The organism is Prescottella agglutinans, assembly GCF_004011865.1.
GTDB lineage: Bacteria > Actinomycetota > Actinomycetes > Mycobacteriales > Mycobacteriaceae > Prescottella > Prescottella agglutinans.
In genome coordinates, this window is the sequence record NZ_RKLP01000006.1 from 67,911 (window position 1) to 83,077 (window position 15,167).

At 69.4% G+C, this 15,167-nt stretch carries 11 protein-coding genes; 8 read left to right on the forward strand and 3 right to left on the reverse strand.

Going from position 1 to position 15,167, the window contains the following annotated elements; translation table 11 throughout:
* The first annotated feature begins 237 nt into the window (after positions 1 to 237).
* From ileS to EGT67_RS12645, 3 genes are all read left to right on the forward strand, one after another.
* Positions 238 to 3,393 (forward strand): isoleucine--tRNA ligase, encoded by a 3,156-nt coding sequence (ileS, locus tag EGT67_RS12635; RefSeq protein ID WP_127916429.1) that lies wholly within the window; start codon positions 238 to 240, stop codon positions 3,391 to 3,393.
* 65 nt (positions 3,394 to 3,458) lie between these two features.
* A complete protein-coding gene (locus EGT67_RS12640) occupies positions 3,459 to 4,811 on the forward strand; it encodes a DNA polymerase IV (RefSeq protein ID WP_127916430.1) in 1,353 nt (450 codons plus the stop codon).
* A 112-nt stretch (positions 4,812 to 4,923) separates the two neighbouring features.
* Positions 4,924 to 5,412 carry a WKL family lipoprotein gene (locus EGT67_RS12645; RefSeq protein WP_127916431.1) on the forward strand — a complete coding sequence of 163 codons (489 nt, stop codon included), beginning with the start codon at positions 4,924 to 4,926 and terminating at the stop codon, positions 5,410 to 5,412.
* A gap of 64 nt (positions 5,413 to 5,476) precedes the next feature.
* Here the strand turns inward: EGT67_RS12645 and EGT67_RS12650 are convergent, their stop codons facing one another.
* Together EGT67_RS12650 and EGT67_RS12655 are read right to left on the reverse strand one after the other, a co-directional pair.
* The gene (locus EGT67_RS12650; RefSeq protein WP_127916432.1) at positions 5,477 to 6,232 is read right to left on the reverse strand and encodes a hypothetical protein; all 756 of its coding nucleotides are present in this window, start codon (positions 6,230 to 6,232) and stop codon (positions 5,477 to 5,479) included.
* A complete protein-coding gene (locus EGT67_RS12655; protein WP_127916433.1) occupies positions 6,220 to 7,173 on the reverse strand; it encodes a hypothetical protein in 954 nt (317 codons plus the stop codon). The genes EGT67_RS12650 and EGT67_RS12655 overlap by 13 nt, the downstream gene beginning before the upstream one ends.
* Before the next feature lie 65 nt (positions 7,174 to 7,238).
* Between EGT67_RS12655 and lspA the strand changes: the two genes are divergently transcribed.
* Genes lspA through EGT67_RS12670 form a run of 3 tightly spaced genes read left to right on the forward strand, consistent with a single transcriptional unit; the run spans position 7,239 to position 9,437 of the window.
* On the forward strand, positions 7,239 to 7,844 hold the full coding sequence (gene lspA, locus EGT67_RS12660; RefSeq protein WP_127916434.1) for a signal peptidase II: 606 nt from the start codon (positions 7,239 to 7,241) through the stop codon (positions 7,842 to 7,844).
* A 14-nt stretch (positions 7,845 to 7,858) separates the two neighbouring features.
* Positions 7,859 to 8,767 (forward strand): RluA family pseudouridine synthase, encoded by a 909-nt coding sequence (locus EGT67_RS12665; RefSeq protein WP_206612365.1) that lies wholly within the window; start codon positions 7,859 to 7,861, stop codon positions 8,765 to 8,767.
* A 1-nt stretch (position 8,768) separates the two neighbouring features.
* The gene (locus EGT67_RS12670; protein ID WP_127916436.1) at positions 8,769 to 9,437 is read left to right on the forward strand and encodes a hypothetical protein; all 669 of its coding nucleotides are present in this window, start codon (positions 8,769 to 8,771) and stop codon (positions 9,435 to 9,437) included.
* 16 nt (positions 9,438 to 9,453) lie between these two features.
* On the opposite strand, the gene EGT67_RS12675 is transcribed toward EGT67_RS12670, so the two are convergent.
* Complete coding sequence (locus tag EGT67_RS12675) at positions 9,454 to 10,530, reverse strand: alpha/beta hydrolase (protein ID WP_241566001.1); 1,077 nt, start codon at positions 10,528 to 10,530, stop codon at positions 9,454 to 9,456.
* A gap of 111 nt (positions 10,531 to 10,641) precedes the next feature.
* On the opposite strand from EGT67_RS12675, the gene rarD reads away from it, so the two are divergent.
* Together rarD and dnaE are read left to right on the forward strand one after the other, a co-directional pair.
* Positions 10,642 to 11,538, forward strand: a complete 897-nt coding sequence (rarD, locus tag EGT67_RS12680) for an EamA family transporter RarD (RefSeq protein ID WP_206612377.1) — start codon at positions 10,642 to 10,644, stop codon at positions 11,536 to 11,538.
* Between the two features lie 60 nt (positions 11,539 to 11,598).
* Positions 11,599 to 15,135 (forward strand): DNA polymerase III subunit alpha, encoded by a 3,537-nt coding sequence (dnaE, locus tag EGT67_RS12685; protein ID WP_127916438.1) that lies wholly within the window; start codon positions 11,599 to 11,601, stop codon positions 15,133 to 15,135.
* Positions 15,136 to 15,167: the final 32 nt, after the last annotated feature.

A 15,167-nucleotide genomic window follows, 5' to 3' on the forward strand; every position in this document is an offset into this window, starting at 1 on the left:
ACTGATACGCACACATGGCGTCGATCCGGCCATCACCGGGGAGCTTTCGGAAGAACGGTCGGTAATGCGTGATGCGCATCCGACTCACTAGAACCGAACGGGTGGGCCCGTCACAGCCTTGATCGAGTGGCTCGTCTCGCATGCGCGACGGCGGGCAAGCGGGGTGGTACCGCGGCAGCGGCGCACAGGGCGTCGTCGTCGTCCCCGTGCCGGCAGACGGGCACGAGGAGCCACGCGGTGACCAGTAACGAATCCACCTCTCCCCAGACGAACGACGGGTACCCCCGCGTCGATCTCGTCGGCGGCCGCGCCACCGGCGCCGTCTCCTTCCCCGACCTCGAGCAGAAGGTGCTCGCGGCATGGGACGCGGACGACACCTTCCGCGCCAGCATCGCGAACCGCGAGGGGTCCGAGGATTTCGTCTTCTACGACGGCCCGCCGTTCGCCAACGGCCTGCCGCACTACGGCCATCTGCTCACCGGCTACGTCAAGGACGTCGTGCCGCGCTTCCAGACGATGCGCGGCAAGAAGGTAGATCGTCGCTTCGGCTGGGACTGCCACGGCCTGCCCGCCGAGCTCGAGGCGGAGAAGCAGCTCGGCATCAAGGACAAGTCGCAGATCGACGCGATGGGTCTCGCCGAGTTCAACGCCTACTGCAAGCAGTCGGTCCTGCGCTACACCGACGAGTGGCGCGACTACGTCACCCGTCAGGCCCGCTGGGTCGACTTCGACAACGACTACAAGACCCTGGATCTGGACTTCATGGAGTCCGTGATGTGGGCGTTCAAGGAGCTGTACGACAAGGGCCTGATCTACCAGGGCTTCCGCGTGCTGCCGTACAGCTGGTACGAGCAGACGCCGCTGTCGAACCAGGAGACCCGCCTCGACGACGCCTACAAGATGCGTCAGGACCCGGCGGTCACCGTCGACATGGTGCTCACCGCTCCGGGCAGTGACCTCGACGGCGCGAACGCGCTGATCTGGACCACGACGCCGTGGACGCTGCCGTCCAACCTCGCGATCGCCGTCCACCCGGACGTCGACTACGTGCAGGTGCGCGGCGCCGACGACAAGCGCTACGTGCTCGCCGCGGCCCGGGTCGGGCACTACGCCCGCGAGCTGGGCGAGGCGCCGGAGGTGCTGGGCGAGTACAAGGGCGCCGACCTGGTGGGCCTGTCGTACGTGCCGCCGTTCGACTTCTTCCACGGACCCGGCAAGGGCCACGAGGAAGCGCACCGCGTGCTCTCCGCCGACTACGTGACCACCGACTCCGGTACCGGTGTCGTCCACCTCGCGCCGGCCTTCGGTGAGGAGGACATGGAGTGCGCGACCGCCAACGGCATCGAGATCGTGCAGCCGCTGGACGCGGGCGGCAAGTTCACGTCCATGGTCCCGCCGTACGAGGGCCTGCAGGTCTTCGACGCGAACCCGGTCATCATCAAGGACCTCAAGGCCGCCGGAAAGCTGCTGCGCCACGAGACGATCGAGCACTCCTACCCGCACAGCTGGCGCTCGGGCCAGCCGCTGATCTACATGGCGGTGCCGTCGTGGTTCGTCGCGGTCACCAAGTTCCGCGACCGCATGGTCGAGCTCAACCAGGAGATCACCTGGGTGCCGGAGCACATCCGCGACGGCCAGTTCGGCAAGTGGCTCGAGGGTGCCCGCGACTGGAACATCAGCCGTAACCGCTACTGGGGCAGCCCGATCCCGGTGTGGGTGTCGGACGATCCGTCGTACCCGCGCGTCGACGTCTACGGCTCGCTGGATCAGCTCGAGGCGGACTTCGGGGTGCGCCCGACGGATCTGCACCGCCCGATGATCGACGAACTGGTCCGCCCCAACCCGGACGACCCGACCGGCAAGTCGATGATGCGCCGCGTCCCGGAGGTGCTGGACTGCTGGTTCGAGTCCGGCTCGATGCCGTACGCGCAGGTGCACTACCCGTTCGAGAACCGGGACTGGTTCGAGACGCACTACCCGGGCGATTTCATCGTCGAGTACAACGGCCAGACCCGCGGCTGGTTCTACACGCTGCACGTGCTGGCGACCGCGCTGTTCGACCGCCCGGCGTTCAAGTGCGTTGCGGCGCACGGCATCGTGCTCGGCGACGACGGCCTGAAGATGAGCAAGTCCAAGGGCAACTACCCGGACGTCAAGGAGGTGTTCGACCGCGACGGCTCCGACGCCATGCGGTGGTTCCTGATGTCGTCGCCGATCCTGCGCGGCGGCAACCTGATCGTCACCGAGCAGGGCATCCGCGAGGGTGTCCGGCAGGCGCTGTTGCCGCTGTGGAACGCGTGGAGCTTCCTGCAGCTGTACGCGTCGAAGCCCGGTCAGTGGCGGACCGACTCGCCGAACGTGCTCGACAGGTACATCCTCGCCAAGCTCGCGGCCACCCGGAACGCGATCACCGACGCGCTCGAGGTCACCGACATCGCGGGGGCGTGCGACGAGCTGCGCACGTTCTGCGACGCGCTCACCAACTGGTACGTGCGCCGCTCGCGCAGCCGGTTCTGGGACGAGGACCGCGACGCGATCGACACGCTGCACACGGTGCTCGAGGTCGTCTCCCGGTTGGCGGCGCCGCTGCTGCCGATGGCGTCCGAGGTGATCTGGCGGGGCCTGACCGGTGGCCGCTCGGTGCACCTGGCGGACTGGCCGTCCGAGACCGAGCTGCCGGCGGACGCCGAGCTGGTCGCCGCGATGGACGACGTCCGCAGCGTGTGCTCGACGGTGCTCGGCCTGCGCAAGGCGCAGAACCTGCGCGTGCGCCTGCCGCTGCCGGAGGTCACGGTCGCGGCGCCGGACGCCGAGAAGATGCGCCCGTACCTGGGCCTGATCGCGGACGAGGTGAACGTCAAGAAGGTCGACCTCACCGAGGACGTCGACGTGCACGGCCGCTTCGAGTTGGTCGTCAACGCGCGCGCCGCGGGTCCGCGTCTGGGCAAGGACGTGCAGACGGTCATCAAGGCGGTCAAGGCGGGCGACTGGGCCGAGAAGGACGGCGTCGTGTCGGCCGCGGGCATCGACCTGTTGCCGTCGGAGTACACCCAGCGTCTCGTCGCGGCCGAGCCGGAGTCGACGGCGGCGCTGCCGGACGGTGCCGGCCTGGTCGTGCTCGACTCGCAGGTGACCGAGGAGCTCGAGGCCGAGGGCTGGGCCAAGGACCGGATCCGCGAGCTGCAGGACGCGCGCCGCAACGCGGGACTCGATGTCTCCGACCGCATCTCGGTCATGCTGGACGTGCCGGCCGAGCGCCTCGAGTGGGCGACGCGGCACCGGGACCTGATCGCGGGCGAGATCCTCGCCACGACGCTCGAGATCGGTGACGTCAGCGGTGACGCGGTCGTCGATCTCGGGGAGGGCGTCCGGGCCGCGATCGCGAAGGCCTGAGCGAGTAGCCGCGCACCGGGCGGACGGCAGGTCTCCTGTCGTCCGCCCGGCGTATTTTGAGGGCCATGGCCGACGCCGTTCCCGATCCCACACGCAGCCGCCGGTGGGTCCTGCACCTCGACATGGACGCCTTCTTCGCGTCCGTCGAGCAGCTGACCCGACCGACGCTGCTGGGTCGGCCCGTGCTCGTCGGCGGGCTCGGCGGTCGGGGTGTGGTCGCCGGCGCCAGCTACGAGGCGCGGGCGTTCGGGGCGCGGTCGGCGATGCCGATGCACCAGGCGCGGCGGCTGGTGGGGGCGGCCGCCGTCGTGCTGCCCCCGCGTGGCGCCCTGTACGGGCACGTGAGCCGTCAGGTGTTCGACGCCCTGCGTGTGAAGATGCCTGTCCTGGAACAGCTTTCGATGGACGAGGCGTTCGGCGAGCCGGCCGAGCTGGCCGGGGCCGGGAAGGCGGAGGTCGAGCGCTACTGCGAGGACCTGCGCGCGCTGGTGCTGGCCGAGACCGGGCTGGTCGCGTCGATCGGCGCCGGTGCCGGCAAGCAGGTGGCGAAGATCGCCTCCGGACTCGCCAAGCCCGACGGGATCACGGTGGTCTCCCCGGATGTGCAACAGCAGTTGATGAGCGCGCTGCCGGTCCGGAAGCTGTGGGGTGTCGGGCCGGTGGCGGAGGAGAAGCTCAAGCGGTTGGGGATCGAGACGATCGGCGCGCTCGCGGCGCTGCCGGACCCCGAGGTGGTCTCGGTGCTCGGGGCGACGATCGGACCGAGTCTGCAACGGTTGGCGCGCGGCATCGACGACCGCCCGGTCGCGGAACGCGCCGACGCGAAGCAGGTCAGCGCGGAAACGACTTTCGCGCAGGACATCGTCACGCTGGGGGAGTTGCGACGTGCGGTCGAGTCGAGTGCGGCGGCCGCGCACCGGCGTCTGGAGCGGGACGGTCGGGCGGCCCGCACAGTGGTGCTCAAGTTGCGCAAAGCCGACATGAGCATCGTGACGAGGTCCCTCACGTTGCCGTACGCGACGACGGATCTGCAGGTCCTCACGGCGACCGCACAGCGTCAGGCGATCGACCCGCTCGAGTTGGGGCCCGTCCGGCTCGTCGGGGTGGGGTTCGGCGGCCTGTCGGCGGCGAGTCAGGGGTCGCTGTTCCCCGAACTCGATCAGGCCCCTCCCGTGGGGGAAGACGAAGACGCAGTGAGCGATTCGATCGCCGGGGCGAGCGAGGGGGCGTCGACCCAGTGGCGGCCCGGGCTGGACGTGTCGCATCCGGAGTACGGTCACGGTTGGGTCCAGGGCGCGGGGCACGGGGTGGTGACGGTGCGGTTCGAGACCCGCAGCACCGGGCCGGGGCTGTCACGTACATTCGACGAGACCGATTGTGGCCTGATTGTCGCGGACGCGACCGACAGCCTCAGGTGAGGCGGGCCTTACCGGTACTCTTGCTGTGAACTGGCGTCATAGCTGGGACAGGGGGACTCCGACCCGGCTGAAGCGTGAACGATGTTCGACCGAGAATGAAAAGGACAAGCACTTGAAGTTTCGGAAGATGACCATCGCCGGTGTGGCGATCGCGGCGGCCCTGACCATGTCGGCCTGCTCGGACGACAGCGGCAGCACCGAGCGCACCACGGCTCAGCAGACCACCACGACGGCCGCCGCCGAGCCGTCGCTCGCTCCGCCGACGCCCGCCGAGCTCAACGCCGCGCTGGCCAAGGCCTTCGACGAGAGTGTTCCGGTCGAGCAGAAGGCGCAGCTGGTCCAGGGCGCCGAGGCCGATCCGGAGCTGATCAACCAGGTCGCCAAGGCGGCCAAGGATGCCGGCGCCACCATCAACGTCGTCGACGTGACCCCGACCGGTGACGAGACCGTCACCGCCGGCGTCGAGCTGGTCATCAACGGCCAGACCAACCCGGCAACGGTCGACTTCGTCGCCGAGGACGGCGTCTGGAAGATGTCGAAGTCGTACGCGTGCCAGCTCGTGACGATGGCGCAGCTGACCTCGCCGGCCTGCCCCGCGTAGTTCCGCGTTCCCGCGTCGATGCCGGCGCCACCCGACGGGTGGCGCCGGCATCGGTGTCTTCGCGCTACTGCGGCGGCGAGACCGCGTGCACCCGATCCGCGGTGGTGCGCGCGACCGCGGCTGACAGGTCGCCGTCCATGCCGTCGGGTCCGGTCGCGATCACCTGCACCACCGTCGAGTCGATCACGGCGAGAACGACATCGGAGACGAGCGTGAATCCCTCGCTGGTCGTGGTGAGCCGGACCGCGATCGACGCGTCACCGGCGGCGGGCTGCGGGAGGGGATCGATCCGGTACTGCACCGACGTTCCGTCGGCGTCCGTGCCGGTGAACGTCGTGCACTCGCGCAGGGTGTCCTGGACGGCGGCGAAGGCGTCCGCGGCGCCGGTCCCCGCGTAGCCGGCGGCGTCGACGTCGATGCTCGTGAATCCCGGGCCGGTGAAGTTCTGCTCGGCCGAGGACACCGATCCGGGGACCTGACGGGTCACCGTGTCGGCCACGTTCGCGCACCGGGTGGGGTTCGTCGTGGACCGGTCCGGCTCGGGATCGCCGGTTGCCTGCGGTTCCGGGTCGGCGGTCGCGGGCAGGCGGGCGAACCCGGCGGGCAGGTCCGTCGCGGCGGGCAGCGCGGCCTGCAGCGCGGCGGTGTCCGTGATCGGGCCGGCCGACGGGGTTTCGGGGGCGGTCACCTCGGGGCCCAGGTCGACCGCCGACGGCGTCGACTCGTCCGAAGGCGAGGACGAGGACCCGCACGCCGCCAGCGGCGCCCCGAGCGCGACGAGGGCCGCCGTCGCGGCCGCCGCCCGGGTCAGCCGAGCCACTCGACCTTCTCGCTGGTGGTCTGCTGCAGCCGCATCGAGTCCGCGGGATCGCTGAACGACTGGGTGCCCTCGACGGTGACGGACCCGTCGATCGGGAGCGGCGACCGGAGGTCGATGACGACGGTGCCCGCCCCGCGCAGCGAGTACGAGTCGACGTCGAGCGTGCCGGCGCCGTTCGGCAGTTCGAAGACGGGGGACTTGGGGAACTGCTCCACCTGCATGTCGATCGTGAGCCGGTCGCCGTCGCGCGCCGACAGGGTGGCGGTCGTCACCTGGTCGAGCGCGATCGCGCTCATCACCTGCTGATGGATCTTCCACACCGCGCCCACGCCGATCGGCTCGGCCGGGAACGCGACCATGCGATAGACGGCCTGGAAGAACGCCTGCTCGATCATCGACCGGGCCTTGTTCTGGGCGTCGGGGTCGGGACGCAGCCGCAGCGCCGTGATCGCTCCGGACTCGTTCATCGTGAAGCCCGCATGCGAATCGGTTGCAGGCGTGAGGAGTTCGTTCGTCTCGTCCTCGGGGGTGGTCGGGGTGCCCAGCGTGAGGTCGACCGTCGTGGCGGGAGTGGCGTCCGTGGCGGCCTGCGTGACCAGGGCCGTGAGGGGGATCGTCAGCTGCGGGGTGGAGAAGTCCTGCGCGGCCTGGCCGTCGATCTGCTGCGACACGTCGGCGGTCGTCACCAGCCGGGTCTGCTGTTGGGTGCCCTGTCCGGGACGAAGCTGCACCACCGCTCGCGGTTCGGCGCCGGCGTCGAGGATCTCGGTAGTGGCGGCCGTCACGGGCACGGTGACCTCGTCGGATGCTGCCCCGACCGCATCGGGGCTCGTGGGGGCGGCATCACCGCCGCTGCTGCACCCGGCGACCAGCACCGAAAGGGAGAGCGTCGCCGCGACGAGCGCGGATCCGGGGTGGAGGAGTTTCGAGGACAGTGGCACGCCAACAGGTTAGTCGGCGTGGGTTGGATGACCGGTCTGTCTCCCGAGTAGGGGATGATGGCGGGGTGAGCGACGACCGCGGCGACGACGCCGACCATGCAGTGAAGGGTGAAGCGATTTCCGAGCCAGCCGCCTCCGAACCCGACGAGACCGTCGGGTCGGTGCCGTCCGGGCCGCGTCGGATGGTGCTCCTCGTCGGTGTCGCGGTGGTCGTGCTCGGCCTCGACCTGCTGACCAAGGTGCTGGCGGTCGCGTTCATCGACCCGAAGAACCCGGTCGAGATCATCGGCGACACCGTCACCCTGACGCTGATCCGCAATCCGGGTGCCGCGTTCTCGATGGCCACCGGGATGACCTGGCTGCTGACTCTGGTCGCGGTCGGTGTCGTCGTCGGGGTGATCAAGATCGGGCGCACGCTCAGTTCGCTGTGGTGGGCGCTGGGTCTCGGTCTCGTCCTCGGCGGCGCCCTCGGTAATCTGATCGACCGGATCTTCCGCTCACCCGGCCCGCTGCAGGGTCACGTCGTGGACTTCGTTTCCGTGGGCTGGTGGCCCGTGTTCAACGTGGCCGACTCGTCGATCGTGTGCGGGGCGATCCTGCTGGTGGCACTCACGCTGTTCGGGATCGAACCGAGCGGCGTCAAGACTTCTGGAAAGGGGGATGCGGCTTGAGGGAGACGCGTTCGATGCCGGTTCCCGACGGACTCGACGGGATGCGGGTGGATGCCGGGCTGGCCCGGCTGCTCGGCCTGTCTCGCACCGCGGTCGCGGCCCTGACGGAGGAGGGCGCCGTCCTCCTCGACGGGGCTCCGGTCGGCAAGTCCGATCGACTGGCGGCCGGGACGTGGCTCGAGGTGGAACTCCCCGAGCCGCCGCGCCCCCTCACGATCGAGGCCGAGCCGGTCGAGGGCATGGAGATCCTCTACGCGGACGACGACATCGTCGCGGTCGACAAGCCGGTGGGGGTGGCGGCGCACGCCAGCGTCGGCTGGACGGGGCCGACGGTCATCGGCGGCCTCGCCGCGGCCGGCTTCCGCATCTCGACGTCGGGCGCGCACGAGCGCCAGGGCATCGTGCACCGTCTCGACGTCGGCACGTCCGGCGTCATGGTGGTCGCGACGTCGGAGCGCGCCTACACGGTCCTCAAGCGGGCGTTCAAGCAGCGCACCATCGACAAGCGCTACCACGCGCTGGTGCAGGGGCACCCGGATCCGAGCAGCGGCACGATCGACGCGCCCATCGGCCGGCACCGCAGCAACGACTGGAAGTTCGCCGTCACCGCCGACGGCAAGCCGAGCATCACGCACTACGACACGGTCGAGGCGTTCCAGGCGGCCAGCCTGCTCGACATCCACCTGGAGACCGGCCGCACGCACCAGATCCGGGTGCACTTCTCCGCTCTGCGCCACCCGTGCTGCGGCGACCTGACGTACGGCGCCGATCCCCGTCTGGCCGAGCGGCTGGGGCTCGAGCGGCAGTGGCTGCATGCCCGTTCGCTGGGCTTCGCGCATCCGGCCGACGGGCACTGGGTCGAGATCACCAGCGAGTACCCGAAGGATCTCCAGCACGCGCTCGGAGTCCTGCGGGGCACGTGAGATGAGTTCGCGTACCTGGGCGGCCGTACTCGCGACGGTCGCACTGGCCGGCACGGTCGTGGGTCTCGGGGTGGCCAACCCCGTTCCGGCCGCCCGCATCTCGACCGACCGGCTGGGGCCGGACTCGGGCGAGCAGGTGTCGGCGTACCTCGAGCGCGCGACTGCGACGCTGACCGCCGAGGAAGACGCGGATCCGGGGACGCAGCACTGGGCGCTGGTGTCGCTGGACGCGCCCACGACGCCGTCGCAGTTGCTGGACGACGTCGGCGACGTCCGGGTGTCGCAGGTGCTCTTCCGGGTGCCGCTGGATCGGGTGCAGACGCCGATGGTGGCGATCCCGGTCGCGGCGAACCCGACGGCGGTGCAGCGGGCACCGTCGGTGGCGGCCGCGCGATTGCAGGCGTCGGTGGTCGGACACGACCGGCAGTCCCTGCTCGCCGCCTACTCGGCCGCCCAGTTGTCGGCCGACTGCGCGTGCGTGGTGGGGGCGACGGTGCGCGGTTCGCTCGATCAGTTGCGCGCACTCGACGCGGCGCCGTCGGTGCGGGCGGTCGAGGCGTTGCCGGCGGACGCGATCGCGGGTTCGTTCGCGGTCAGTCCGCTGCTGCCGTCACAGACCGACGTCGTCCTCCCGGGCCCCGACAACGGATCGGTGCCGCTGCTCGGCTGACGTGCCGCCCGGGCCCTCAGGTCCCCGGAGCGTCCACCGTGTGCTTGCGGACGAAGTCGATGGTCCGGGCCAGCGCGTTCACGCCGTCGGTGTCGTCGAGGTCGAACTGGTACTCGTGCGCGAGCGGCGGCTGATGATCGTCCGCGTAGAACAGCGTGGTCACGTCGACGCCGAGGCCCGCCAGCTTCGCCGCGAGCGGCTTGGACTGCTTGTCGGTCAGGGGGTCCGCGTTGCCGCCCGAGAGGTACGTCGGCGGGAAGTTCTCGGTGACGTGGCGGAGCGTCGACATCTGGGTCACCGCGGGCGAGTTCGCGAGATCCCTCGTTCCGGTGTACGCCCACAGCGACTTCTCGGCGCCCCAGCCGGCGATGCCGGGGCCGCCGACCATCTCGGTGAGCTCGTAGATGCCGCAGTTCAGCACCACACCTCGTAGCTGCTCGGGGCGGAGCGCGGACTCGATCCCGACCTCGCGGGCGTAGTCGGGGTTGGTGGCGATCGCGGCGAGCTGACTCGACAGCTGCGCGCCGGCGGAGTCGCCGGCGAGGACGATTCGGTTCGAATCCACGTGCAGGCGTTCGGCGTTCGCGACGACGTAGGCGTGCGCGTCGCGCAGTTGCTCGACCGCGGTCGGGTAGGTGCGCTCGGGCCCGAGCGAGTAGTCGAGCGATACGACGGTGAAGCCGGCGGCGGCGATCAACTGGTGGTAGGGCGCGTAGTTGCTGCGATGGCCGGAGATCCACGCGCCGCCGTGTGTCCAGATCACCGTCGGCAGGACGTCGGTGGTGCCGGCGACGGCCGCCGGGAAGTGGACATCGAGGAAGGCGTCGTCGTCGCCGTCGCGGTACTGCTGGTCCTCGATCGACACGACCCCGTCGGGCGCGTGCTTCCGCAGGGCGTCCGTGGTCTTCCGGGCGGCGCGATCGAACACCGCGCGCACGAGCATCGATCCGGGCCACGGGCTGGAGGCGAACACGACCGTGCCGAGGCGCGCGGCGACGGGAAGCGCGACCAGCGTCCAGAGGGCGCGTCGACGCCACCGTCCCGCCGCGGTCGGGGTGCTCCCGACACCGTCCGTCTCCGTGGTGCGCGTCACAGCAATCTCCTTGGCGGCGGGTGCGGTTCGATGCAGTGGCGAGTCAGCGTAGCCCGGCGGCTATCGTGGCGGGACGTGACACAACGGCCCCGCTCGGAAGACTCCACCGGAATGATGGCGGGCGTCGGTGCCTACCTGATCTGGGGCATGTTCCCGATCTTCTTCGGTCTTCTCGCGCCCGCCGGTTCGCTCGAGGTGCTGGCCCATCGGATGCTGTGGACCGTGCTCCTGATGCTCGGGGTGCTCGCGGTCCTGGGTCGGTTCGGCTCGCTGCGCGGCATGGGGGCGCGGACGTGGGGACTGGTGTCCGCGGCGACCGTCGCGATCGCGATCAACTGGGGCGTCTACATCTACGCGGTGGTCTCCGGTCACGTCGTCGAGGCCGCCCTCGGCTACTTCGTCAACCCGCTCGTGAGCGTCCTGCTGGGTGTCGTGCTGTTCCGGGAGCGGCTGCGTCCGGCCCAGATCGCCGCGCTCGTCCTCGCCGCGGTGGCGGTCACCGTCATCACCGTCGACTACGGGCGCCCGCCGCTCGTGGCGCTCACGCTGGCGTTGTCGTTCGCGCTGTACGGGGTGATCAAGAAGGTGGTGCCGCTCGATCCGCGCACGAGCCTCACCGCGGAGGGCGTGGTGGCGGCCCCGTTCGCGGTGGTCTACCTGGTCGTGCTCGCAGTGACCGGAACCGGATCGTTCTTCGGCAACGGCGTCGGGCACAGCCTGCTGCTCATGGCGGCCGGGCCGGTCACCGCCGCGCCCCTGCTGCTGTTCGGGGTCGCGGCCCAACGCATTCCCCTGACCACTCTCGGCATCCTCCAGTACCTCACTCCGGCGCTCCAGATGGTGTGGGGCGTGGTCGTCATGCACGAGGTCATGCCGCCGTCACGGTGGATCGGATTCGGCCTCATCTGGGTGGCGTTGGTGGTGTTCACCACTGATGCGCTGGTTCGTGCACGTCGGGTTCGCCGCGCCGCTTCGCGGGACGCCGAGACCGTCGGTGCGAGGGCATAGACTCAGGGACTGCTGGACCCACCGATACTCACGTATCGGGCGAAATACAGAGAGGCGCGCGTGGCTGACTCGTTCGTTCACCTGCACAACCACACCGAGTACTCGATGCTCGACGGTGCGGCAAAGGTCGGCCCGCTGTTCAAGGAGGCGGAGCGCCTCGGGATGACCGCGGTCGGCATGACCGACCACGGCAACATGTACGGCGCCAGCGAGTTCTACAACGTCGCGAAGAAGCACGGCATCAAGCCGATCATCGGCATCGAGGCGTACGTCGCGCCCGAGTCGCGGTTCAACACCAAGCGCGTGTTGTGGGGCGATCCCAGCCAGAAGTCGGACGACGTCTCCGGCAGCGGCGCGTACACGCACATGACGATGGTCGCCGAGAACTCGACGGGCCTGCGGAACCTGTTCAAGCTGTCGTCACTCGCGTCCATCGAGGGTCAGCTCGGCAAGTGGCCGCGCATGGACGAGGAACTCATCGCCCACCACGCCGAGGGCATCATCGCGACCACCGGGTGCCCGTCGGGCGAGATCCAGACCCGGCTGCGGCTCGGCCACGACCGCGAGGCGCTCGAGGCCGCCGCGAAGTGGCAGGAGATCTGGGGCAAGGACAACTTCTTCCTCGAGCTGATGGACCACGGGCTCTCGATCGAGCGGCGGGTCCGCGAGGGCCTGCTCTCCATCGGCAAGCAGTTGGGTATCCCGCCGCTGGCGACCAACGACTGCCACTACGTCACGAAGGACGCCGCCGAGAACCACGAGGCGCTGCTGTGCATCCAGACCGGCAAGACGCTCTCGGACCCCACCCGCTTCAAGTTCGACGGCGACGGCTACTACCTCAAGTCGGCCGAGGAGATGCGGGCCATCTGGGACTCGGAGGTTCCGGGTGCGTGCGACAGTTCGCTGCTGATCGGCGAGCGGGTGCAGCCGTACGAGGACGTGTGGCAGCACCGTGACCGGATGCCGATCTTCCCCGTGCCCGAGGGACACACGCAGCAGACGTTCCTCCGGCACGAGGTGCTGCGCGGCCTCGACCGGCGTTTCCCGGGCGGACCTCCGCAGGAGTACCTCGAGCGGGCCGACTACGAGATCGGCGTCATCAACGAGATGGGCTTCCCCGCCTACTTCCTCGTCGTCGGCGACCTGATCAACCACGCCCGCGACGTCGGCATCCGCGTCGGCCCGGGCCGAGGCTCGGCGGCGGGTTCGCTCGTCGCGTACGCGATGGGCATCACCAACATCGACCCCATCCCGCACGGCCTGCTGTTCGAGCGGTTCCTCAACCCCGAGCGCGTGTCGATGCCCGATATCGATATCGACTTCGACGATCGCCGCCGCGGCGAGATGGTCCGCTACGCCACCGAGAAGTGGGGCAGCGACAAGGTCGCCCAGGTCATCACGTTCGGCACCATCAAGACCAAGGCCGCGATCAAGGACTCCGCGCGAGTCCAGTTCGGCCAGCCCGGTTTCGCGATCGCCGACCAGATCACCAAGGCGCTGCCGCCGCCGATCATGGCGAAGGACATCTCGGTGTCGGGCATCACCGACCCCGAGCACGAGCGGTACAAGGAGGCCGTCGAGGTCCGGGCGCTCATCGACTCCAACCCGGATGTCGCGAAGATCTACCAGACCGCGAAGGGCCTCGAGGGCCTGATCCGCAACGCCGGCGTGCACGCCTGCGCGGTCATCATGTCGTCCGAGCCGCTCACCGACGCGATCCCGGTGTGGAAGCGCGCGCAGGACGGCGCGATCATCACCGGCTGGGACTACCCGTCGTGCGAGGCCATCGGCCTGCTGAAGATGGACTTCCTCGGTCTGCGCAACCTCACGGTCATCGGCGACGCGATCGAGAACATCAAGGCCAACCGCGGCATCGACATCGACCTCGACACGCTGCCGATCGAGGACCCGGCCACCTACGAACTGCTCGCCCGCGGCGACACCCTCGGCGTGTTCCAGCTCGACGGCAGCGCGATGCGCGATCTGCTGCGGCGCATGCAGCCGACGGGCTTCGAGGACATCGTCGCCGTCCTCGCGCTCTACCGTCCGGGCCCGATGGGCATGAACGCGCACAACGACTATGCCGACCGGAAGAACGGGCGGCAGGACGTCAAGCCGATCCACCCGGAGCTCGAGGAGCCGCTGAAGGACATCCTCAAGGACACCTTCGGTCTGATCGTCTACCAGGAGCAGATCATGCAGATCGCTCAGAAGGTGGCCGGTTACTCGCTCGGACAGGCAGACCTGCTCCGCCGCGCGATGGGTAAGAAGAAGAAGGAGATCCTCGACGAGGCCTACGACGGCTTCGCCGAGGGCATGAAGGGCAACGGCTTCTCGCAGGCGGCGATCACCGCGCTGTGGGACACGGTGCTGCCGTTCGCCGGCTACGCGTTCAACAAGTCGCACGCCGCCGGCTACGGCCTCGTGTCGTTCTGGACGGCGTACCTCAAGGCGAACTACCCGGCCGAGTACATGGCCGGCCTGCTCACGTCCGTCGGTGACGACAAGGACAAGGCCGCGGTGTACCTGTCGGACTGCCGCAAGATGGGCATCACGGTGCTGCCGCCGGACGTCAACGCGTCGCGCGTCGACTTCGCGTCGGTGGGCGAGGACATCCGGTTCGGTCTGGGCGCCGTGCGCAACGTCGGCGCCAACGTGGTGGGGTCGATCATCGCGGCGCGCGAGGAGAAGGGCAGCTTCACCGACTTCTCCGACTACCTCAACAAGATCGACGCGCTGGCGTGTTCGAAGAAGGTCACCGAATCCCTGATCAAGGCAGGCGGATTCGACTCGCTCGAGCATCCGCGCAAGGGTCTGATGCTGGTGCACGCGGACGCGATCGACGCGGTGATGGGCACCAAGAAGGCCGAGGCGATGGGCCAGTTCGACCTGTTCGGCGGCGACGACGCCGACGAGTCGATCACGTCCGTGTTCAACGTCAAGGTGCCCGACGAGGAGTGGGACACCAAGCACAAGCTCGCGCTCGAGCGCGAGATGCTGGGCCTGTACGTGTCCGGGCACCCGCTCAACGGTGTCGAACACGTGCTGGCCGCGCAGTCCGACGCGTCGATCCCGACGATTCTCGAGGGCGACATCAAGGACGGCACGCAGGTGACCATCGGTGGCATCCTCGCGTCGGTCACCCGGAGGATCAACAAGAACGGATTGACGTGGGCCTCGGCCCAGCTCGAGGACCTGTCCGGTGGCATCGAGGTGTTGTTCTTCCCGCAGGCGTACTCGGTGTACGGCATGGACGTCGTCGAGGACTCCGTCGTCCTGGTCAAGGCGCGGGTGTCGGTGCGGGACGACCGGGTGTCGCTGATCGCGAACGACCTGGCGGTGCCGGACCTTTCGGCGATCGGTGTCGCGAAGCCGGTCGCGGTCAGCCTGCCGGTCCGGCAGTGCACCAAGGAGAAGCTCGGCGCGCTCAGGCAGGTGCTCTCGCGTCATCCCGGCACCGCGGACGTGCACGTCAAGCTCATCGGATCGCGCGGCACCTCGCTGTGGAAGGTGGACGAGGTGCTCCGGGTGGAGCCGTCGTCGTCGCTCATGGGCGACCTCAAGGCGCTGCTCGGACCGAGTTGCCTCGCGGGCTGACGTCCTGACGGGACGCTGCCAGGACCGGGAAC

Bases quoted from the DNA above. Each gene is read 5' to 3' on its own strand.
- EGT67_RS12640 (WP_127916430.1), top strand. From the start codon at position 3,459: ATGGCCGACGCCGTTCCCGATCCCACACGCAGCCGCCGGTGGGTCCTG.
- EGT67_RS12665 (WP_206612365.1), top strand. From the start codon at position 7,859: ATGCCGGTTCCCGACGGACTCGACGGGATGCGGGTGGATGCCGGGCTG.
- EGT67_RS12670 (WP_127916436.1), top strand. From the start codon at position 8,769: ATGAGTTCGCGTACCTGGGCGGCCGTACTCGCGACGGTCGCACTGGCC.
- rarD (WP_206612377.1), top strand. From the start codon at position 10,642: ATGATGGCGGGCGTCGGTGCCTACCTGATCTGGGGCATGTTCCCGATC.